This window comes from Marinobacter sp. (assembly GCF_041690615.1).
In the GTDB taxonomy this organism is placed as follows: domain Bacteria; phylum Pseudomonadota; class Gammaproteobacteria; order Pseudomonadales; family Oleiphilaceae; genus Marinobacter.
On record NZ_JAWLGY010000012.1, the window covers coordinates 2,475 to 23,464 of the forward strand.

17 protein-coding genes are annotated in these 20,990 nt (G+C 60.4%); 8 read left to right on the plus strand and 9 right to left on the minus strand.

The genetic code is table 11. The features are described 5' to 3' along the window. Positions 1–168 precede the first annotated feature (168 nt). The gene (locus ACESMZ_RS09940) at positions 169–1,209 is read right to left on the minus strand and encodes a phosphotransferase family protein (protein ID WP_372972536.1); all 1,041 of its coding nucleotides are present in this window, start codon (positions 1,207–1,209) and stop codon (positions 169–171) included. 169 nt (positions 1,210–1,378) lie between these two features. Between ACESMZ_RS09940 and ACESMZ_RS09945 the strand changes: the two genes are divergently transcribed. The 4 genes from ACESMZ_RS09945 (at position 1,379) to ACESMZ_RS09960 (ending at position 6,552) form a co-directional block, all read left to right on the plus strand. Beyond that, the gene (locus ACESMZ_RS09945) at positions 1,379–2,317 is read left to right on the plus strand and encodes an NAD(P)H-dependent flavin oxidoreductase (RefSeq protein WP_372972588.1); all 939 of its coding nucleotides are present in this window, start codon (positions 1,379–1,381) and stop codon (positions 2,315–2,317) included. 291 nt (positions 2,318–2,608) lie between these two features. Next, a complete protein-coding gene (locus ACESMZ_RS09950) occupies positions 2,609–3,760 on the plus strand; it encodes a C4-dicarboxylate TRAP transporter substrate-binding protein (RefSeq protein WP_372972537.1) in 1,152 nt (383 codons plus the stop codon). A gap of 38 nt (positions 3,761–3,798) precedes the next feature. Further along, positions 3,799–5,355 (plus strand): long-chain-fatty-acid--CoA ligase, encoded by a 1,557-nt coding sequence (locus ACESMZ_RS09955; RefSeq protein WP_372972538.1) that lies wholly within the window; start codon positions 3,799–3,801, stop codon positions 5,353–5,355. A 39-nt stretch (positions 5,356–5,394) separates the two neighbouring features. Then, on the plus strand, positions 5,395–6,552 hold the full coding sequence (locus tag ACESMZ_RS09960) for a C4-dicarboxylate TRAP transporter substrate-binding protein (RefSeq protein WP_372972539.1): 1,158 nt from the start codon (positions 5,395–5,397) through the stop codon (positions 6,550–6,552). A 59-nt stretch (positions 6,553–6,611) separates the two neighbouring features. On the opposite strand, the gene ACESMZ_RS09965 is transcribed toward ACESMZ_RS09960, so the two are convergent. Both ACESMZ_RS09965 and ACESMZ_RS09970 read right to left on the minus strand, forming a co-directional pair. Further along, positions 6,612–8,231, minus strand: a complete 1,620-nt coding sequence (locus ACESMZ_RS09965; RefSeq protein WP_372972540.1) for a class I adenylate-forming enzyme family protein — start codon at positions 8,229–8,231, stop codon at positions 6,612–6,614. A 78-nt stretch (positions 8,232–8,309) separates the two neighbouring features. Then, complete coding sequence (locus ACESMZ_RS09970) at positions 8,310–9,470, minus strand: C4-dicarboxylate TRAP transporter substrate-binding protein (RefSeq protein WP_372972541.1); 1,161 nt, start codon at positions 9,468–9,470, stop codon at positions 8,310–8,312. A gap of 246 nt (positions 9,471–9,716) precedes the next feature. Between ACESMZ_RS09970 and ACESMZ_RS09975 the strand changes: the two genes are divergently transcribed. The 4 genes from ACESMZ_RS09975 to ACESMZ_RS09990 all read left to right on the plus strand — a co-directional run bounded on the left by ACESMZ_RS09975 (position 9,717) and on the right by ACESMZ_RS09990 (position 13,971). Continuing rightward, positions 9,717–11,354, plus strand: coding sequence for a long-chain-fatty-acid--CoA ligase (locus ACESMZ_RS09975; RefSeq protein WP_372958485.1), 1,638 nt, complete (start codon positions 9,717–9,719; stop codon positions 11,352–11,354). Positions 11,355–11,444: 90 nt separating this feature from the next. Then, positions 11,445–11,900, plus strand: coding sequence for a MaoC family dehydratase N-terminal domain-containing protein (locus ACESMZ_RS09980; protein WP_372958486.1), 456 nt, complete (start codon positions 11,445–11,447; stop codon positions 11,898–11,900). 5 nt (positions 11,901–11,905) lie between these two features. Next, the gene (locus tag ACESMZ_RS09985) at positions 11,906–12,331 is read left to right on the plus strand and encodes a MaoC family dehydratase (RefSeq protein ID WP_372958487.1); all 426 of its coding nucleotides are present in this window, start codon (positions 11,906–11,908) and stop codon (positions 12,329–12,331) included. A 44-nt stretch (positions 12,332–12,375) separates the two neighbouring features. After that, positions 12,376–13,971: a class I adenylate-forming enzyme family protein gene (locus ACESMZ_RS09990; RefSeq protein WP_372972542.1), complete on the plus strand. Its 1,596-nt coding sequence runs from the start codon at positions 12,376–12,378 to the stop codon at positions 13,969–13,971. Positions 13,972–14,200: 229 nt separating this feature from the next. Here ACESMZ_RS09990 and ACESMZ_RS09995 read toward each other — a convergent pair whose 3' ends face one another. The 6 genes from ACESMZ_RS09995 to ACESMZ_RS10020 form a co-directional block, all read right to left on the minus strand. Further along, positions 14,201–16,009, minus strand: a complete 1,809-nt coding sequence (locus tag ACESMZ_RS09995) for an AMP-dependent synthetase/ligase (RefSeq protein ID WP_372972543.1) — start codon at positions 16,007–16,009, stop codon at positions 14,201–14,203. Continuing rightward, complete coding sequence (locus tag ACESMZ_RS10000) at positions 16,006–16,815, minus strand: ABC transporter ATP-binding protein (protein WP_372972544.1); 810 nt, start codon at positions 16,813–16,815, stop codon at positions 16,006–16,008. The genes ACESMZ_RS09995 and ACESMZ_RS10000 overlap by 4 nt, the downstream gene beginning before the upstream one ends. A gap of 7 nt (positions 16,816–16,822) precedes the next feature. After that, a complete protein-coding gene (locus ACESMZ_RS10005; protein ID WP_372972545.1) occupies positions 16,823–18,031 on the minus strand; it encodes an ABC transporter substrate-binding protein in 1,209 nt (402 codons plus the stop codon). Positions 18,032–18,092: 61 nt separating this feature from the next. Beyond that, entirely contained in the window at positions 18,093–19,136 is a 1,044-nt protein-coding gene (locus ACESMZ_RS10010; RefSeq protein ID WP_372972546.1) for a branched-chain amino acid ABC transporter permease, read from the minus strand. 1 nt (position 19,137) lies between these two features. Continuing rightward, the gene (locus tag ACESMZ_RS10015) at positions 19,138–20,016 is read right to left on the minus strand and encodes a branched-chain amino acid ABC transporter permease (RefSeq protein ID WP_372958493.1); all 879 of its coding nucleotides are present in this window, start codon (positions 20,014–20,016) and stop codon (positions 19,138–19,140) included. Then, a complete protein-coding gene (locus ACESMZ_RS10020) occupies positions 20,016–20,828 on the minus strand; it encodes an ABC transporter ATP-binding protein (RefSeq protein WP_372972589.1) in 813 nt (270 codons plus the stop codon). Before ACESMZ_RS10020 ends, ACESMZ_RS10015 begins: the two co-directional genes overlap by 1 nt. Positions 20,829–20,990 lie beyond the last annotated feature (162 nt).

Consider the following 20,990-nt stretch of genomic DNA (forward strand, 5'->3'; position numbering starts at 1 on the left):
CCCGCTCGCCCTGAGCCTGTCGAAGGGCGCCTGTAGAAGGTTGGGCGAGAGAGACTGGTAGTAGCCGGCGAGAACACCCTTCGACAGGCTCAGGGTGAACGGTACCTGCAACAGTGCGGGGTGAAATGGCCATAGAGGAGCAGCAGGCTTCAGGCGCCATCGCCCGAGTCAGCGCACCCAACCCAGCGCCCGCTCAAACAGCGCCACGGTACTGGCATGCAGCTGGTCCCCCGTGGCTTTAGGCGCCTTTCCTGCACAGGCGCGAGCGTGGGTTCCCTCCAGGATGATGCCCAGCTTGTAACAGGCCAGTACCGCATACCACTCGATGCAGGACGTATCCCGGTGAGTCCGGGCCCGGTAATGTTCCACCAGCTCCCCGGCGGCCGGGAACCCGTCCCAGGGTTGTACCCGGAATCCTTCAATGGTGTCTTCGGCCGGTGTCGCCCCGGGCCAGGTGGCCAGTAGCCAGCCCAGGTCCAGCAGCGGGTCGCCGATGGTGGTCAGCTCCCAGTCCACAATGGCCGCCAGTTCGCCACTGTCGTGACGGTACATGACGTTACCAAGGTGATAGTCGCCGTGGATGATACCCGGCTCAAACGACGAAGGCCGGTGACGTTCCAGCCAGCCAGCGACAGTCTCCACACCGGGAATTGCCCGTGGACCGGACCAGCCGGGGAAGTCCCCGTAACTCTGAAGCTGCTGGCGCCATCGATTCACCTGGCGCTCAAGGTAGTTCTCCGGCTTGCCGAATCCGGCAAGGCCGACAGCCTCGTAATCCACCGCCCCCAGGGCTGTGATGCCTTCCACCAGTGACAACCCCATACGGTGGCGTACAGCGGCATCCGAGGCGTGGAATTCAGGCAGCCCATTCACCGGGGCAAAGCCCTCCACCGGCTCCATCAGATAGAAAGCGGCCCCGATCACTGATTCGTCAGGGCACCCGGCTACCAGGCGGGGATGGGGCACGTCAGAATCCGCCAGCGCCTCGAGCATGCGCATTTCACGGCGCATGGTTTCGTTGGAATTAGCGCGAAGATGAGGCGGCGGCCGCCGTAATACCAGGCTCTGCCCGCTGTAGTCGAAGCGCAGCAGTAGGTTCTGGGTGCCGCCACCAAGCAGGTGCGCACCGGTGATTTCGCCGTCGCCAAACCCCTGCGAAGCCATCCACGAACGAAGTTTGTCGGTATCGATATAAGCCTGCCAATCCATTGTCGTCACCTTTTTGTTGAGATCGGACCAAACTAATGGACACCACTGGCCAAAGAATCGTCAGATTGGACGAATCGGCAGGTGCATCACCATGGGAGCATTAGACCGCTATCATCTGCCAGGCATCGGCCTGACGGGTCGTAAACGCATATTGACGGAGATAATTCCCATGCCCATTCCCGCTTCCTTCCAGGGCCGGCTCAAAGTCCCGGCCATCGCTGCCCCCATGTTCCTCACATCCGGCCCGGACCTGGTGGTGGAGACCTGCCTCAACGGTGTCGTGGGCACCTTTCCGGCCCTTAACCAGCGCTCTACCGAAGGCTTCGTGGAATGGCTGGAGGAGATTGAAAGCCGCCTTGAGGGCAAGGATGCAGCGCCCTATGGGGTCAACCTGATTGTCCATCGCTCCAATCCCCGGTTGCAGGCCGACCTGGAGCAGGTGGTCAGGTACAAGGTCCCCCTGGTGATTACCTCACTGGGAGCCGTACCGGAAGTGGTGAAAGCCGTGCATTCCTATGGCGGCCTGGTGTTCCATGATGTGATCAATCGCCGCCATGCGGAGAAGGCGGCTGAGGCCGGTGTGGACGGTATTATCGCGGTGTCTGCAGGCGCTGGTGGCCATGCCGGCACCGTGAGTCCGTTTGCCCTGGTGCAGGAAATCCGCCAGGTGTTTGACGGCACAATCATCCTGGCAGGCAGCATCAGTACCGGCGCCCAGATCGCTGCATCACGCCTTATGGGCGCTGACCTCGCCTATCTCGGCACGCGTTTCCTCGCAACCGAAGAATCAATGGTACAGGCCGAGTACAAGGCGATGGTGCGCGATACCCATGCTGCTGATATTGTCTACACGCCCAAGGTCTCGGGTGTTAATGCCAACTTCCTGCGCCCGAGCGTGGAAGCCGCGGGCCTGGACCTGGCCGCCACCGACGGCCATACCGGCCTGGATATGGAAAACGAGGCCAAGGCCTGGAAGAACGTCTGGTCCGCGGGCCATGGCGTCGGTGCCATCGAAGATGAGCCATCGGCAGCAGAGCTATGCCAGCGCCTGACAGCGGAATACCGGGAAGCCATGGAAAAGGCCTGCAACGACGAATTTGCCGGCTGAGCCGGATTCGCCCGGGGGTCACCTGCGCGCGGGGCCCCCGGCGTCTCCAACAGCGCCCCCTTGTCTCTTCCGATTCGCTCGCCAGAGCGACCTCCCGATCTCGCTGACGCAAAAGTACACAATTCGTCGGTTCCGACGATAGCTGACTCTCCGGTCGTGACCTAGCTTGTTGGAAGCTGTTCACAACCCAGACAACGACAATAAAAAAACAGCACCCAAGCCCACGCTCGACGCTCCATCCCACAACAAAAAGCGGCGCCCGGATTGCCGCAATGACCAGGAGATGACCCGATGCGTAAAGCCCTACACCTGCCAGCCATGGTTTCAGCCGCGGTGCTGACAACTGCCGTTCTGGGCCAGGCCCAGGCCACCGAACTGAAGTACGCCACCGGCTACCCGCCAAACTCCATCGGCTCCAAGGCCGCCGACCGGTACGCGGAAGCATTAAAGGAACATTCCGACGGCTCCCTGACCGCCAAGGTTTACCCCCAGACGCTACTCAACTTCATGGAAATGTCCGACGGCCTGCGGGATGGCATGGCGGATGCCGGCGCCGTGCTGCTGACCTATGCCTCCACCGAATACCCCCGCGCCAACCTGGTGGGTGAGTCCTCGATGCTGCTCGAATTCACCGACCTGGAACAGCACCGGGCCGGTATGGCGTTCGGGGGCGCCATGGCGGAATACCTGTTCAATCACTGCGACTCGTGCCTGGAAGAGTTCACTCAACAGAACCAGGTCTACGCTGGTGCCGGCGCCAGCACCCGGTACATGTTGCTGTGCAATGAACCCGTGACCACCGTCGAGGATCTCAAGGGTAAGCGCCTGCGCCATGGTGGCGCTAACTGGTCAAGGTGGGCCGAAGCCATGGAGGCCTCACCGGTGTCCATGTCAGTGAACGAAATGTATGAGGGCATCAGCCAGGGCGTTCTGGACTGTACCATCCAGTCCACACCGGAACTGACCATTTTCAAGATGATGGAAGTGGTCACCCATATCACCACAGACGTACCAGGCGGGGTTTACGGCACCTCCAGCAACAGTATCAACCGGGACTTCTGGCAGTCACTGGACACTAAGCAGCGAGAGGCTGTGATGTACGCCACTGCGGTGACTTCCGCCGACATCACCTGGGCCTACGCCCAGGCCAGCCTGGACAACCTGGAGACAGCCCGCGAGCTGGAAGACATCACCGTTCATGAGCCTTCAGAGGGCCTCATCGACGCCAACCGGAAGTTCATCCGGGCCGATCTGGAGCGGATCGCCAGCGCCTACCAGGAACGTTACGGCATTACGGACGGCGAGGAGATGCTGGCGGATTTCCGGCCCATCATCGAAAAGTGGGCTGGCATGGTGGACGACATTGACTCTCCCGAGGCCCTTACCGAGCTCTACTGGGACGAAGTGTATTCAAAGGTCGACGTGGACAAGCACGGCTTCTGATCCAGCACTGACAACAAGAAACAAGGAGACCCGAACACATGTACCTGACGCAACCCCTGCATAAGGCCCTGATCGAGGCACCGGACAAGACGGCCACCGTCTGCCAGGGCCGACGTCACACCTACCGGGAATTTGTCTCCCGCATCGCCCGGCTGGCCGCCGGTCTGAAACAGCTGGGACTGAAGGAAGGCGACCGGGTAGCCATCCTGAGCCTCAACTCGGACCGCTATGCCGAAGCCATCTACGCTACCTTCTGGGCCGGTGGCGTGATCAACCCGGTAAACATCCGCTGGAGCCCGTCGGAGATCGTCTATTCCCTGGACGACTGTGAAAGCACCTTCCTGGTGGTGGATGACACCTTCAGCGCCATGATCAACCCGCTGAAGGAAGGTTCGAAGGCCCTGGAGACGGTGATATACGCGGGTGACAAGGAAACTCCCGCCGGCACCCATAATTTCGAGGACCTGGTCCGCGACAACGATGAGATGGAAGATACCCTGCGCAGCAAGGACGACCTGGCGGCCGTCATGTACACCGGGGGCACCACCGGCAAACCCAAGGGCGTTATGCTCAGTCACATGAACCTGTTCAGCAACGGTCTGGGCTCCCAGGCGGTGGCCAACATGCCGATCCGTTCCGTGACCCTGCATGCAGCCCCCACCTTCCACGTCGCCGGTACCGGCCTGATCCTGCAGGCGGTGGCCCGCCACAGCACCAATGTGATCATTCCCATGTTCGAACCCAAAGCCGTGCTGGAGGCGATCCAGAACGAGGGCGTGATCGAGACCTTCCTGGTGCCCACCATGCTACGGATGGTCCTTGCCCATCCGGAGTTCGGCAACTATGACCTCAGCGGCCTGCAGCACATGATGTACGGCGCCTCCCCCATGGACAGCACCCTGCTCAACAAGGCCCGCCAGGCCATGCCCAAAGCCGGCTTTCTGCAGGCCTACGGCATGACCGAGCTGTCCCCGACGGTCACCATTCTCACCAAGGACTGGCATACCGACGAAGGGTTTGAAAGCGGCAAGATGATGTCCGCCGGCCGCCCCCTGCCCATGGTGGAGATCCGCATCGTGGATGGCGAGGACAACACCGTACCCAATGGTACCCGGGGCGAGATCGTGGCCCGGGGCCCGGTGGTCATGCAGGGCTACTGGAACAAGCCGGAGCAGACCGCCCAGGCCCTGCGTAACGGCTGGATGCATACCGGCGATGCCGGGTACATGGATGACGACGGCTTTGTCTATGTGGTGGACCGTATCAAAGACATGATCGTCACCGGTGGCGAAAACGTCTATTCCGCCGAAGTGGAGGAAGCGCTGTTGCAGATGCCCCAGGTGGCGCAGTGTGCGGTCATCGGCGTGCCGGACGAAGACTGGGGCGAACGGGTCCACGCCACAGTGGTGGTGAACGACGACGCCGGGCTGACCCTGGACGAAGTCATGGCCCACTGCAAGACCCTGATCGCCAACTACAAGATTCCCCGCAGCCTGGAGATCCGCGACGAACTGCCCCTGTCCCCGGCGGGCAAGCTGCTCAAGTACAAACTGAGGGAAGAACACTGGTCCGACCGGGACCGCAAGGTGAGCTGAACCGGAAAATCCAACAACAACAATGAACAGGAGTACGCCATGATATACCTCAAGACCCCTCTGGCCGGTTTTATTGCCGGCGCAGCACTGACTGGCCTGCTGGCAGCCGGCAATGTGGAAGCCCGCGAGTTGAGCTTTGCCTCCGGCGCCACGCCCAATTCCATCGGCTCCAAGAGTATCGAAGTGTTCTCCAACGCCCTGAAGGATCGCAGCGGTGGTGACCTGACAGTCAAGCCCTACATGCAGTCCCTGTTAAGCTTTATGGAAACCCCTCCGGGCCTGCGGGATGGCATGGCGGACTTCGGCGCGGTACTGACACCCTATTTCCAGACCGAGTTCCCCAGTACCATCATGCTGACGGAGCTGACAATGCTGCTGGAACTGGATAACACCACCGCCCGGGAGGCCACCTTCGCATTTGGCGGCGCCATCTCCGAGTATGTCTTCAACAACTGCCCGGAATGTGTCGAGGAATACACCAATAACAACCAGGTGTTCCTGGGTATCTCCGGCAGTACCCCCTATACCCTGATCTGCAACAAGCCCGTTGTCACCATGGAGGACATCGAGGGCAAGCGTATCCGCATTGGCGGCCCGCAGTGGGCCCGGTGGGTCGAGGCCATGGATGCCTCTCCGGTTTCAATGGCGGTCAACGAGGTTTACGAGGGCCTGGGCCAGGGCGTGCTGGACTGCACCGCCCACAACCTGCCGGACCTGACCAACTTCAACTTCATTGAAGTGACCAGCGACATTACCCTGGGGGTTCCCGGCGGCATTTTCGGGGGCATTGCCACCCACATGAATGCCGACGCCTGGAAGGGTCTGTCTGCCGAGAACCGGGAGGCCGTACTTTACGGTTCAGCCGCCATCATCGCCGAGCTGGCCCGCCTTTACGTGAAGGAGCATGAGGAAAACCGGCAGCTGATCGAGCAGAAGGAAGACATTACCGTCCATGAGGCCGGTGATGAACTCAAGGCAGCCACCCGCGACTTCATTGAAAATGATGTGGCCACCATCGCCACCCGTTACCAGGAGAAGCATGACCTGGACCGGTCTGCGGATATGATTGAGGAGTTCAGGGAAAGCCTGGAACGCTGGATCGAACTGGTACAGGATGTGGAAACCGGAGAAGAGCTACAGCAGCTCTACTGGGATGAAGTGTTCTCGAAAGTGGATGTGAACCAGTACGGTATGTAACGAAGGGCAGTAGGTAACCAATCAAGGGGCCAGGGAGCACAAACCCCGGCCCCTTTGCCCTACAGGGTCCGCAACTCCTTCTTGAGGATCTTGCCCACCGGGTTACGGGGAATGGCGTCAATCAGCTTCATCTTTTCTGGAAGCTTGTAGACACTCATACCCTGCTCCTTCAGGTAGTCGTTGATTTCCTCCAGGGTCGGCGGATGGTCCTCATCCGCAGGTACCACACAGATGCAGACCCGCTCACCCATGATGTCGTCCGGCTGGGGTATGACGGCAACGTCCTGCACCTTGTCAAAGCCCAGTACCGCGTTCTCCACTTCCACGCTGGAGATATTGAAGCCGCCGCGGATCACCATGTCCTTCTTGCGGTCGTAGAAACCCACGTGCTTGTCATCCTGCACGATAAACAGGTCACCGGTGCGGAAGAAGCCGTCATCCGTGAATGAACGCCCGGTGATGTCCGGACGCTGGAAGTAGCCCGCAAAAAGCCCCGGGCTGCGATAGCACAGCTCACCGATGCCGCCGGGCTCGGTGATTTCCTCATCCCGGTCGCCCAGGATCTTCACCTCGACACCGTAGATGCCGGAGGGCCACTCGATGCCCTTCCTGCCCCACCAGGGCAGGTGATCCACCCGCATGTCCAGGTCCGGAACATCCGCCGGTCCGGCCACCAGGCTGGTGCCCTCGTTCTGGCCCCAGATATTGACGATATCGATATCCCAGCGGCGCTTGAACTCCTGCATGGACCAGGCCGAAGGCGGCGCTGACCCGGTGGTGATCGTCCGAACGCTGGACAGATCCAGCTGGTCCACATTGGGCAGCTTGGCGATCATGTTCAGCATCGCCGGTACCAGGATGGTGTACTGGATACGCTCTTCGGTAAGCTGACGCAGCAGGATCTCCGGCGTGATCGGATGGTGCAGAACCAGGGTCCCCGCCGCTGCCAGCCAGGGTACGTAGTTCACCCCCACCGCCGTCATGTTGACCAGGGGTGCCACGCACAGGATGCGGTCGCCCTTCTGCAGGCCACAGGTGGTGAATACCAGGCTGATCAGGTACTCCCAGTTATTGTGGCTCATGGGGCAGCCCTTGGGGTCTGCCTCGGTGCCGGACGTCCAGCACAGGGTGAAGATGTCGTTGGCATCGACCGGCACTTCCGGTACCTGGCCGGGTTTGGTGCGGGCAATATCGGTCAGCTCTTTCAGGCCAATGTAATGGTCGAAACCCAGCTCCTGGCCCAGGGCCTGGTAGTCAAAACCGTGGAAGCTCTCGGCCGAGGCATAGAACCGGGCCCCGGTCATTTCCATCACATAACCTACATCTTTTCTGCGCCATTGCATGGGCAGAGCGGAAAGCAGGCCGCCGGCCTTTGCCGCGGCCAGGTACAGCATGGCGAGCTCCCATACATTGGGCAGCTGAGCCACCAGCACGTCGTCCTTGCCGAATCCGCGACGCGACAGTTCCGCTGCGGTGGCATCCACGGCCTGGCCAAACTCGGCCCAGGTCAGACGCTGGGCGGGCGTGCCCACCAGCTCGTCCCGGTTGGGCGGATCCACCACTGCCTCGCGGTCCGGGTGAGCGGCGCAGTTGACGGCAAAGCGTTCCAGCAGGGTTTTGTTACCCCAGTATCCCTTGTTGGTGTATTCCTCGATCAGTTCAGGCTTGTGCAGGATCATGATTCAACACTCCTGTTCATGCAGCCTGCCAGCCATAGGCCAGACAGGCTGCCAATGATTCTTGTTGTTATTGGATGGTTACTGCCCGTAGCCGCTGACATCCACCTTGGAGAAGACTTCCTCCCAGTACAGGTCAGCCAGTGCTTCACCACTGTCGATGCCGTCCACCAGCGACACCCACTTTTCCAGGATCGGTTTGAAGGTCTCGATCATCTCGCTGGCATTGCTGATGTCGTACTTATCGGCGTAGGTGGTAGCCATGGCATCCAGGTCCTGCTGGATAAACTCACGGGTCTGAGCCTTCATATCATCGCTGGCTTCATGTATCTCGATTCCGTCCAGTTCTTCCGCGGTCTTCATGTTCTCCAGGGCTGCCTCGGCATAGCCCCAGCTCAGCTCCGCCGAAAGCACGGCAGACGCATGCAGCACCGCGCTCCGTTCGTCCTCGCCCAGGCTGCTCCAGGTGTCTTTGTTGACGGTATTCGCCACACCGGCAAACACACCTCCCGGCGCGCCGGTCGTCAGGTCCGACACCACTTCCATCAGCTTCACGATGGTCAGCTCCGGCGCTGAGTGGACAGAACAGTCCACCACACCCTGGCTAAGGGCCTCATAGGTTTCGTGCTGGGGAACGGAGACCGGGGAAGCGCCCATACTCTCCACCCACCGCGACCACTGGGCACCGCCAATCCGCATGCGCTTACCTTCAAGCTCTTCCATATTGCGTACCGGCGTGTTGCACAACAGGAAGTACGGCGAGGTGCCGCCACCACCGATAAACACCTGGTTCTGCTCGTCAAACTCCTCGGTGCATTCCGGGCAGTGGTTGAACAGATATTCAGACATGGCACCGGCGTAGGCCAGGCCGGCGGTTTCCGCCGGTGCACCGGTCAGCTCCAGCAGCATGGAGATTTCCGCTGCCAGGTTGGTACTCGGAAACTCTGCCGGAAAATACGGCGTCAGCACCAGGCCACTGTCGGCAAGACCATCACGGACACCAGAGGGCGTCTCTGAAAAACTCAGCAGTGACTGGGGGTAGACCTTTGCGGTCAGTTCGCCACCCGAGTACTTATCAAGCGCCTCGGCAAAGGCATCACCCGCTACAGCGCCGATGGACTGGGAGGCATAGCCGGTGGCATAACGGATTGAACGGGCGTCCGCCGCACTGGCCATCAGTGTTCCGGCAATAGCCAGGGGCAGGGCGAGGCGGGTAAAACGGGGCATGGTCAAATAACGCATTACAGCTCCTTTGTGCACCAGCTCCGGGTGCGTTTATTGTTGTGAACTTGCTGTCGGGAAACGGCCGGGCAATTCCGGCCACCATCCAGCGTAATAATCCACCCGGCCAACGGCGTCGTCTGTTCCGACGAGATCAGAAAAGGCCGGCCGCCGCAAATCGTCGAATCAGACGAGGGCACTGTTGCCATGGTGCGAGACACTGGGGTTTACATCCTGCTACAACCACAACAACTTCAGGAGAGTGCCATGCAAGCACTGATGCAAGACAAGCCCCTGCTCATTTCGTCACTGATCGAGCACGCCGCCACCTTCCACCCGGAAACCGAGATCGTCACCAAGACCGTGGAAGGTCCGATGCACCGCACCAACTACCGGGAACTGCGCAATCGCTCCAAGCAAATGGCCAACGCCCTGAAAACCCTGGGTGTGGATTTCCAGGACCGGGTTGGCACACTGGCCTGGAACACCTACCGCCACTATGAACTTTACTTCGGTGTTTCCGGTAGCGGTGCGATCCTGCACACGGTTAACCCGCGCCTGTTTCCGGAGCAGCTGACCTATATCATTAACCACGCCGAAGACAAGGTGCTGTTCTTCGACATCACCTTTGCCGACATGGTGAAGCAGCTGGCGCCGCAGCTGGAGACGGTAGAGGCCTTCGTGGCCATGACCGACCGGGAGCACATGCCGGACATCGACCTGCCCAACCTCTACTGCTATGAAGAGTTGATGGAAGCGGCCAGCGACGACTACGAATGGCCGGAGTTCGACGAGCGCACGGCCTCATCCCTGTGCTACACCTCCGGTACCACCGGCAACCCGAAAGGGGTTCTCTACGGCCATCGCTCCACCGTACTTCATTCACTTATGCAGGTGGCCCCCGACGCCTTTGAAATCAGCAGCCGCACCAGCATGTTGTTAATTGTGCCGATGTTCCACGCCAATGCCTGGGGTGTACCCTATTCGGCCCCGATGGTGGGCGCGAAGGTTGTTCTGCCCGGCCAGCACCTGGACGGCGCCAGCGTCTATCAGCTCATGAAAGACGAGAACATCACCTTCTCGATGGCGGTGCCCACCGTGTGGCTGATGCTGTTCCAGTACCTGGACTCCACATCTGGCGCCAGCCTCGACAAGCTGAGCCTGACCGGGGTGGGTGTGGGTGGTTCGGCACCACCCATTGCCATGATCGAACGTTTCCGCAAGTCGGGTATCGACATGGTTCAGGGCTGGGGCATGACCGAGACCAGTCCGCTTGGCGTCATCAACAAACCCCTGCCCAAGCACGACAGCCTCAGTGATGAGGAAATGGCGAAACTCAGGACCAAGGCCGGGCGCGGAATCTGGGGCGTGGACATCAAGATCGTCAATGACGACGGTGAGCGCCTGCCCTGGGACGGCAAGACATCCGGCCACTTCTATGTGAGGGGCCCCTGGATAGCGAGTGGTTACTACCGCCAGGAGGGGGGCAGCAAGCTGGACAGCGAAGGTTTCTTCCCCACTGGGGATATCGGCACCATCGACGCGGATGGTTTCCTGACCCTGGTAGACCGGTCCAAGGACGTGATCAAGTCCGGGGGCGAGTGGATTTCCTCCATCGAACTGGAAAACGCTGCCGTCTCCCACCCGGAGGTGGCCGAAGCCGCAGTGATTGGTATTGCCCACCCCAAATGGCAGGAACGGCCTCTACTGATCGCGGTGCTCAAGGACAACGCCACCATCGGCAAAGACGAGCTGATGGCCTTCCTCGAGGAGCACGTAGCCAAGTGGTGGCTTCCGGACGACATCCTCTTTGTGGATGAACTGCCACACACAGCCACCGGCAAGCTTTTGAAGACCAAGCTCCGGGAAGAGTACGGCGACTTCAAGCCGGTCACCACCGGCTGAGCCAGCCTCCTGCCAGCCCCCGGGGCTGGCAGGAGGCAACCTGGTGCCTGCGATGCACTGTCCTTTTCCTATAGCCGCAAGGTGGTTGCCATGATCGATCCGGGCTTTATCGGTTTCCGGTTGCCGGTCCATACCCAACTGATTGAAGCCGGCCGTCTGCGTTTTTTTGCCAAGGCCATTGGCGAGACCAATCCGGTCTACCTGGATGAAGACGCTGCAAAGGCGGCAGGCTGGAGATCACTGCCGGTGCCCCCCACGTTCCTGTTCTGCCTGGATATGGAACGGGACAACCCCTACGACTATATGGATACGCTGGGCATCGAGCTGGGAAAGGTGCTGCACGGCGAGCAACACTTCGATTACCACCAGGTGGCCTGCGCAGGCGACCGGCTGACCTTTGACTCCCGGATTACCGACATCTACCAGAAAAAAGCCGGTGCCATGGAGTTCGTGGTACGGGAAACCGCCGTTTTCCGGGATACCACCAATGGAGAGCCGGAAAGGCTCGCCGACCTTCGTTCCATTATTATTATCCGCCACAGGTAAGACCTATGCGCCCTGATGTCGACACCACTTCCATCAAGGTGGGGGACGAGATTCCGCCCCTCTCCACACCCCCCATTTCGCGACTGACCCTCGCGTTGTATGCCGGCGCTTCCGGCGACCATAATCCCATTCATGTGGACCTGGACTTCGCCCGCTATCATGGCATGGACGATGTGTTTGCCCATGGCATGCTGGCATCCGCCTATCTGGGCCGTATGCTCACCAACTGGCTGCCCCAGGACGCCCTGGTCAGTTTCGGCATGCGTTTTGTGGCCATATCACAGGTCCACGACGAACTCAGCTGTAGCGGAAGGATTACAGAACGCTTCGAGGAAGCCGGCGAACAGAGAGCCCGGCTCGAGCTCAGCGTGGTCAACCAGCACGGCGAGACCAAGGTGGTTGGTGATGCCGTAGTACGCCTCGAACAGTAGCCTCCTCCCACCACCTGAACGACAAGAACCGGAGATTCATCCCGATGAGCACCACCCCTGACTTTGCCATACGCCATGAACATCATTTCGGTGACCGTGTTGTACGCTGCTACCGGGAACGCCCGGCCAGTGTGCTGGAGTCGTTTCTGGCTTCGGTGGAGCGGGCTCCGGGCGCAGACTGTATCGTCTGTGAAGGGCAAAGGCTGAGTTACCGGGAGGTGGCCGACCGTGCCGGGGCCATGGCCGCCCAGCTCCGGCACCGGGGAGTCGAGCCCGGTGACCGGGTCGGCCTGCTGATTGGCAACAGCACCGAGCTGGTGCTGACGGTATTGGGCGTTCTGCGGGCAGGCGCCATCGTCATGCCCCTGAACACCCGGGAGCAGGGGCCTGGCCTGCGTTACATGCTGGAGCATTCCGATGCCAGGGCGGTCGTCTTTGCCGGCGAACAGGGCAGCAAGCTGCCCACGCCCGACGAACTGCCAGGCCTGAGGCACCGTTTTGCCATTGGCGGCGGTGATGAACACAGCGAGCCCTTCGAGAACCTGCTGAAGGACACCGGCACAGAGCCGCCCCTGCCCACGGTCAGAGAAGAAGATCCCGCGGTTATCCTCTACACCTCTGGCACCACCGGTAAACCGAAGGGGGTCATACTCACCCACTTCAACATCATTCACTCGGTGATGCACTTCCAGCACACCATGGCCCTCGGGGATGGCGAGCGCACTTTGCTGGTGGCGCCAGGCAGCCATGTGACCGGGCTGGTGGCCAACATGCTGACCATGACCCATGTAGCAGGCGCCATCGTGGTGATTCCCGCCTTTGATGCGGTAGAAGCCGTGAAGCTGCTGGCCAGGGAAAAGGTCACCCACACCATCATGGTGCCGGCCATGTATAACCTGTGCCTGCTGCGCACCAACTTCCGTGACCATGACCTGAGCGCCTTCCGCATCGGCGGCTTTGGTGGCGCGCCCATGCCGGAAAGCACCATTGCGCAATTACGGGACCAGCTGCCAGACCTGGAACTGATCAACGCCTATGGCGCCACTGAAACCACGTCTCCCTCCACCTGCCTGCCCCTGGGCGACGCCGGCGAGCACGCGGACAGTGTGGGGCAGCCGGTGCCCTGCGGCGATATCCGGATCATGGACGACCTCGGCCGTGAAGTGGCCCCCGGGGAATCCGGCGAGTTGTGGATCAGCGGCCCCATGGTGTCACCGGGCTACTGGAACAACCCGGAAGCCAACGCCCGGGAGTTCACCGCCGGCCACTGGAAGTCCGGGGACATCGGCTCCATGGATGAGGAAGGCTTTGTGCGCATCTTCGACCGCAAGAAGGACATGATCAACCGGGGTGGCTACAACATCTACAGCGTGGAGCTGGAGAACCTGATTACCGGCCATCCGGCGGTGGTGGAGTGCGCGGTGATTCCCCATCCGGATGAGGTGCTGGGGGAGAAAATCCATGTGTTCGTCACCCAGGTGGACGGCCAGGAACTGAGCGACGACGACATCCGCCAGTTCTGCCGGGAAAACCTGGCGGACTACAAGACACCGGACTATGTGACCATCCAGGACGAGCCTTTGCCACGGAATGCCAATGGCAAGCTGGTGAAGGCCGGGTTGAAGGAACGGATTGCCTGAGACGCGCGTTAAGTTGCGTTCTACTTTGGAGTCCGGTCTGCGGCCGGGGGGCTTTCTCCACTGCAATTCAGGGGCCGTCCTGGCCCCCCTTGCACCGCGCCTTCCCTGGCGCTGTTCCGAAAGCCCCCCGGCCACAGCCCCTTGAACTTCACCGGTTTACCGAACGGAAAGACCACGAAGCTCACGTGTAGAAAGCCTCCTTACCCGGGGCGCGAAGGTCAATGGCCAGTCAAGCTCCTTCGTACAACGACTCTATAACCTCCGTGTATTTCTCATAGATCTTGCTACGCCGCACCTTCATGGTGGCCGTCACTTCATCATCGTCGTGGTCCAGTTCCTTGGTCAGCAATGAAAAGCGCTTGATCTGCGCCACCTGGGGCAGCTGGTCGTTACCCCTGTTGACTTCCTGCTGGATCAGCGCATTGACCTGTTCATGTTCCGACAGGCTGCGGAACGTGGTGTAGGCCACCCGCTCCTGCTCGGCCCACTTGGCGACGGTGTCGAAGTCGATCTGGATCAGCGCAGACACATACTTGCGGGCCTCGCCGATGACGATGCATTCCTTGATATAGGGGCTCGCCTTGATGGTGTTTTCGATCTCCGTGGGTGACAGGTTCTTGCCCCCGGCGGTGATCATGATGTCCTTCAGGCGATCCACGATGCGCAGGTGTTCCCCCTGCCACTCCCCCACATCGCCGGTATGTAACCAGCCATCCTTAAGGGTCTTGGCGGTAGCCTCGTCATTCTTGTAATAGCCCTGGAACATGCTGTCGCCGCGCAGGAGGATCTCGTTGAAGTCTCCGAGCCTTACCTCGACGCCCTTCACCGCCTTGCCGACGGTACCCAGCTGGATATCGTCGACGGGCTGGGCGGTCGCTACCCCGGTGCTTTCCGTCTGGCCATAGACTTCCACCAGTGGCACACCAATGGTGCGGAAGAACTCCAGGATGCCTGAGGATATGGGCGCGGCACCGGTCATGGCAATGTGACATCGCCGCAGGCCCACAAAGTTCTGCAGTGCCCGGAACACCAGCCAGTACCAGAGACCATAGCGGCCCTTGTCGGACAAACTCCACTGCGCCTTCGGTTTGGTGGCCAGGGGGGCGCAGGCGGCCATGGCCCGGTTGAACAGGGATCGGCGCAAACGACCGGTTTCCTGGATCTTGATGTAGATGGACGAGTGCAGCTTTTCCCAGATCCGGGGAACGCCCAGGAAAAAGGTGGGCGCAATCTCCCTGAGGTCCTCCTGCACGGTACGCAGGCTCTCACCGAAACTCACCGTGCTGCCAACGTACAATGGTCCGATATTGGTAAAAGCCTGTTCCGCCACGTGGCAAAGGGGCAGGTAGGAAAGACTCGTGTCGTGTTCGCCGATATCCAGCAGCTCAATCAGCCCCGGCGCGGCGGCATGCAGGTTACGCCAGGAGATCATGGCACCCTTGGGCCGGCCGGTAGAGCCCGAGGTGTAGATCATCAGCGCGGTTTCATCCATGTGCTGGCCGTCCAGCAGCTGATCCACGATGCCCGGATGATCACGTTCGTAGGCGGCGCCCATGGCCTCCACGTCCCCGAAGGGCGTGGGCGGGTCCGGATAGTGGCGCAGGCCCTTCATGTCGATAACAATGTTGTGCTTCAGGTGTGGAAGCTGGGGCCAGGCTTCCAGAATCTTGTCGGTCTGTTCCTGGTCCTCGCAGATCACCATGGTGGAATCGCTGTGCTCCAGCACATAGGCCACTTCGTTCCAGGGGCTGGTGGGGTAGACCCCAACACAGATCCCCCGCACCAGGCCGATGCCCATCTGGGCGATCACCCATTCCTCCCGGTTTTCGGAGATGATGGCCACATGACCGCCGGGTTCAAGTCCCAGTGCCCTAAGCCCCAGGCCAAATTGCCAGGCCCGGCGATAGTAGGTCTGCCAGTCGATGGCCTGCCAGATACCGAAGTCTTTCTGGCGCAGGGCCAGGTCATGGGGCCGCTGGCGGGCATGCTCCCGCAGCATCTGCGGCAGGGTCAGTTCAGGAATTGCAGGTGCTGTCATGAAAGCCACCGTTTGCGACGCTTGTAGTGCTTGATATCCCGGTAACTGCGGGCTTCGCCTTCCTTGCCGCCAACGCCCAGGTAGAACTCCCGGACATCCTCGTTGTCGGTGAGTTTGTCGGCGGGCCCGTCAATGACGATCTTGCCGTTCTCCATGATGTAACCATAGGAGGCTATGGCCAGTGACACTGCGGCGTTTTGCTCCACCAGCAGAATGGCGGTGCCCTGTTCCCGGTTGATGCGGGCGACGATCTCGAAGATCTCTTCCACCAGCAGGGGGGCCAGGCCCAGGGATGGCTCGTCGAGCATGATCAGTTCCGGTTGGGCGATCAGCGCCCGGCCCAGGGCCAACATCTGCTGCTCGCCGCCGGACAGGTACCCAGCCAGTTGACGCCGGCGTTCCTTGAGACGGGGAAAATAGTCATAGACCATTTCCTGGCCCCCACCAGTACCCTGTCCACGACCGGTCAGGGCATAGGTGGCCGCCACCAGGTTTTCCTCCACGGTCAGGTCCTCGAATACCCGCCGGCCTTCCATGACATGGAACAGCCCGTCCCGCACCATTTTTTCCGGGGGGCGGTTCTTCAGACTTTGCCCATTGAAGCGAATGTCCCCGGCGGTGACTTCTCCATCCTCGAGGGACAGCAGCCCGGAAACACTCTTCAGGGTGGTGGACTTGCCGGCCCCGTTGGATCCCAGCAGTGCCACGATGGCACCGCGGGGAACCCTCAGGGACAGGCCCCGGAGGACCTGCACCGTCTTGTTGTAGACCACCTCAATGTTGTCGACTTCCAGAACGGCGTCCATAACGGCCTCAGTCGAGGTGAATCCAGTCGGATACCGGCTCGTAACGACCTTCACTGGCATTCACACGCCAGATACGGCCAACAGGGAAAGACATGTTCTTCACGGTCACCGGAATACCGATGATGCCGCCGGTGTCCCAGTCCTCAATGGAGGCCAGGGCTTCCGCCATGTTGTCGCCGGTCAGTTCCTTGCCCGCGTCCAGGGTACGCTTGACCACCTCGGTCCATACCATGGCGTTGAACCAGCCCTGCATGTAACCGGTGGGACGGTAACCGGCCTCCGAATCACTCTTCTCGGCCTGGGCACGCAGCGCGTCCAGCATGGGTCCGCTTTCCTCACTGTCGTAGTAGTTGTACGGCATGACACCCATGTAGCCGTCGGCGTCCTCACCCATCTTGTCGATAATCAGCTTGTCAGACGACCAGAAGGTCCCCATGAACTTGGTATCCAGCCCCATGTCCCGCATCTGCACCATGAATTCATTGATGGGCGACAGGATGTAACCGTGAAAAACCACATAGTCCGGGCGGGCTCGGCGCAGTTTCAGCACCTCGCTGGAGACATCCACACTGCCCGGCTTGGTGACAATCTCCTCGACCACGTCAATGCCCAGTTCGGCCGCACGGGCCTTGCCGTTTTCGATGGGGTCCTTGCCGAATTCGGTGTCACTGTAGACAAAGGCCACGGTGGGCATGTCGCCCTCTTCACCCTCACTGGCAATGTATTCCAGGATAATGCCGAACATCTGGGTGTAGTTGGGGCCCGGAATGAACTGGTAGGGGTACTTTTCGTTGTCCGTAAGTGCGGTGGCAAACGAGGCGCCGCTGAGCAGTACCGAGTTCATCTCATTCACTTCAGAAGCAATGGACTTCATGAAGCCGGTGCTGTCGCCGTAGTAGACGGCGGGTTCATCACTGCCCGAGATCTTCTTGAACGCCGCTACCGAGCGGTCCACCTCATAGGCGGTATCTTCCATCACGTATTCCACCGGATGGCCGTTTATGCCGCCCTGGTCGTTGATGTAATCGGTGTAGTCGGTCAGTCCGTCATGGATGTGAATACCCGCAAAGGCAAACACACCGGACAACGGAATGGAGCCGCCAAATACGATGGGCTCCTTGTCCTGGGCCAGGGCCGGGGCAGCCATTCCCAGGGCGGCCACCAGAGTGCCGATACCGGCCATCCGGCGACTCTTCTGAGTCAGTTTGTGGAACATGGGCCTTCTCCTTGCTTCTTGTTGTTGCTGTTGTCGGGTCAGTATTCAGCCGTCGCGTTAATCAGTTACGGAACGGCCACAGGTGGAAGAACCGGCGTATACGACGCCAGATCTCCGCCAGTCCGTGAGGTTCGAAAATCAGAAAGCCTACAATCAGGGCCCCGAAGATAATCTCCAGCATGGGCGACATAAACACCGGGGCCTTCGGCCAGAACGGCGTCATGGCAGCCGTGAGCAACTTCAGTGCCTCCGGCACCAGGGTCATGAAGGCCGCGCCCAGAATGCCCCCCAGCAGGTTGCCCATACCGCCGACGATCACGGCCGCCAGATAGAATATGGACATGGACAGGGGAAAGCTCTCAGGCGTGACCACCCGGTAGAAGTAGGCGAAAAGCCCACCGGCCACCCCGGCGTAGAAGGAGCTCAGAGCGAAGGACATCAATTTGTACTTCAACAGCGGAATACCCAGAATCGCCGCCGATATGTCCCGGTCGCGAATGGCGATAAACGCCCGTCCCACACGGGTTCGGAAAAGATTTTTTGCCCCGACAAGCGCCAGAATGGCCAGTGGCACGATAATGAAATACATGGCGAAGTCACTGCGGAATTCCAGCCCGAACAGATGGGCCGGGCTGAGACTCAGACCTTCCATGCCACCGGTGACCGTCTCCCATTCGGCAAAGATGAAGTGCAGAAAAACACTCGCCGCAAGGGTGGCAATAGCCAGGTAGAGACCCTTCACCCGCAGCGAGGGCAGGCCAACCAGGATTCCCACCGCTGCCGCCAGCAGTCCGGCCGCCAGCAAGGTTACCGGGAACGGCAGTCCGGTGTTGCCGGACAGCCAGGCCACGGTATAGGCACCCACACCCATGAAACCTGCCTGCCCCAGGGAGATCAGACCGGTATAACCGGTGAGGATATTCAGGCCGGTGGTGCTGATCACCGCGATACCCACCAGGCAACCCAGGTACAACAGGTAGGAACTGGCCATGAAGGGGAAGGCCAGCAATGCCGCCAGCAGCAGGGCAAACCAGGTTTTCTGGGTGCTGCTGGTCCAGATGGCCTCATCGGCCAGGTACGTCTGTTTGGCGTCGCCGATCCTCATCTTACACTCGCTCTATTTCATGGGTGCCGAACAGGCCGTAGGGTTTGAAAACCAGGATCACCGCCAGTACTGCAAAGGTGGCGGGCATGCGATATTCCCCGCCCAGGTAGGCGCCGGCCACGGTTTCCAGCCAGCCAATAAACACCCCGGCGATCAGGGCACCGAGGATGCTGTCGAGACCGCCGACGATGACCACCACCAGTACACTCAGGCCGATAATGCCGAACTGCGGACTCAGGCCGCCGGTCGCCGCCACCAGGATCCCCGCCAGGGACGCCGCCAGCGAACCGAACACCCAGGCCAGGTTGAACACCCGGCGCACATTGATGCCCATGGAATAGGCCGCCGCCTGGTCTGAGGCTGTCGCCCGAAGGGCAACCCCGCCCCGGGAGAAGCGGAAATACAGCAAGTAAAGGACCAGCATGGCCATGCCGATCATGAAGCCATAGGCAATCTTCGGCGCCAGGTACATCTCCCCGATAAATACCGGCGTGCGGGGCAGGAAATTCGGCAGCAGCTGGGGATCAGCGGTCCAGATCAGTTCCACCAGACCCACCAGGATGCTGGCAATACCAATTGTCACCATGACCACGGAAATGGGCGATTCCCCCAGCATGGGTCGGATCATGGATTTCTCAATGACGCCGCCGAGCAGCGCACCGCCGAGGACGGCCAGGGGTACCGCCACCCAGGGCGACAGTTCCATGCCCCCGGCGAAGGCCAGGAAGAGATAGGCGGCAAACATCATGATTTCGCCGATGGCGAAGTTGATGACCCGCGTCGCCTTGTAGATGATCACGAAGCCAAGGGCGATCAGGGCATAGAGCCCGCCCATGGCCAGCCCGGCCAGGCTGATTTCGCCAAAGAACAACCAGTCCATCAGGCGGCCTCCCGGTCCGGGTTGAGCCGCTTCCTGAGACTGTCGATATCGCTGTTACCCAGATAGGCCTTGATCACTTCCGGATTCTGCTGGACATCCTCCGGCTTACCCTCGGCGATAACCTGGCCAAAGTTGAGCACGGCGATGTGATCAGAGATGTCCATGACCATGCCCATATCGTGTTCAACCATCAGCACGGTGATGTCCCACTCTTCCCGGATATCCAGGATAAACCGGGCCATATCCTCTTTTTCTTCCCGGTTCATACCCGCCACCGGCTCATCCAGCATCAGCACCTTTGGCCGCATGGCCAGGGCCCGGGCCAGCTCCACACGTTTCTGCAGGCCATAGGGCAGGCTCGCCACCGGGTGGCGACGAATATGGTCAATCTCGAGGAAATCGATGATGCGGCGCTCCACTTCCTCGCGGATTTCCATTTCCTCACGACGGGCCCGGCCATAATAGGCCAGTGACCCCAGCAGGCCGGTTTTCATATGGACATGGGCGCCGAGCTTGATGTTGTCGAGCACGGTCATGCCCCGGAACAGGGCAATATTCTGGAAGGTTCGGGCCAGGCCTAGGGCCGCACGCTTTGGGGGCCTGATACCCTTGAGGGGCTCACCCTGGTAACGGATTTCACCCTGCTGGGGTTTGTAGAAACCGGAGATACAGTTGAACAGTGAGGTCTTGCCAGCACCGTTGGGACCAATCACAGTCGTGACGGTATCCTTCGGCACGTGGAAGCTGACATCCTGAAGAGCGTGCACGCCCCCGAAGGACAGCGACAGCTGGCTGATTTCCAGTATGTTCACAACGCCTCCCTGTACGGACCCGCGTCCACATACCGGTTGTTCAGCCGGGCGGATCAGTACCAGGAGCGGGTCTTTCATTGTTGTTTTTATCTTTCAGGTAGATTGCGGGGGCGCCATACAGAAGAAATCGTCCATTCCGACGATATTTCGGAAAGGCCCGCT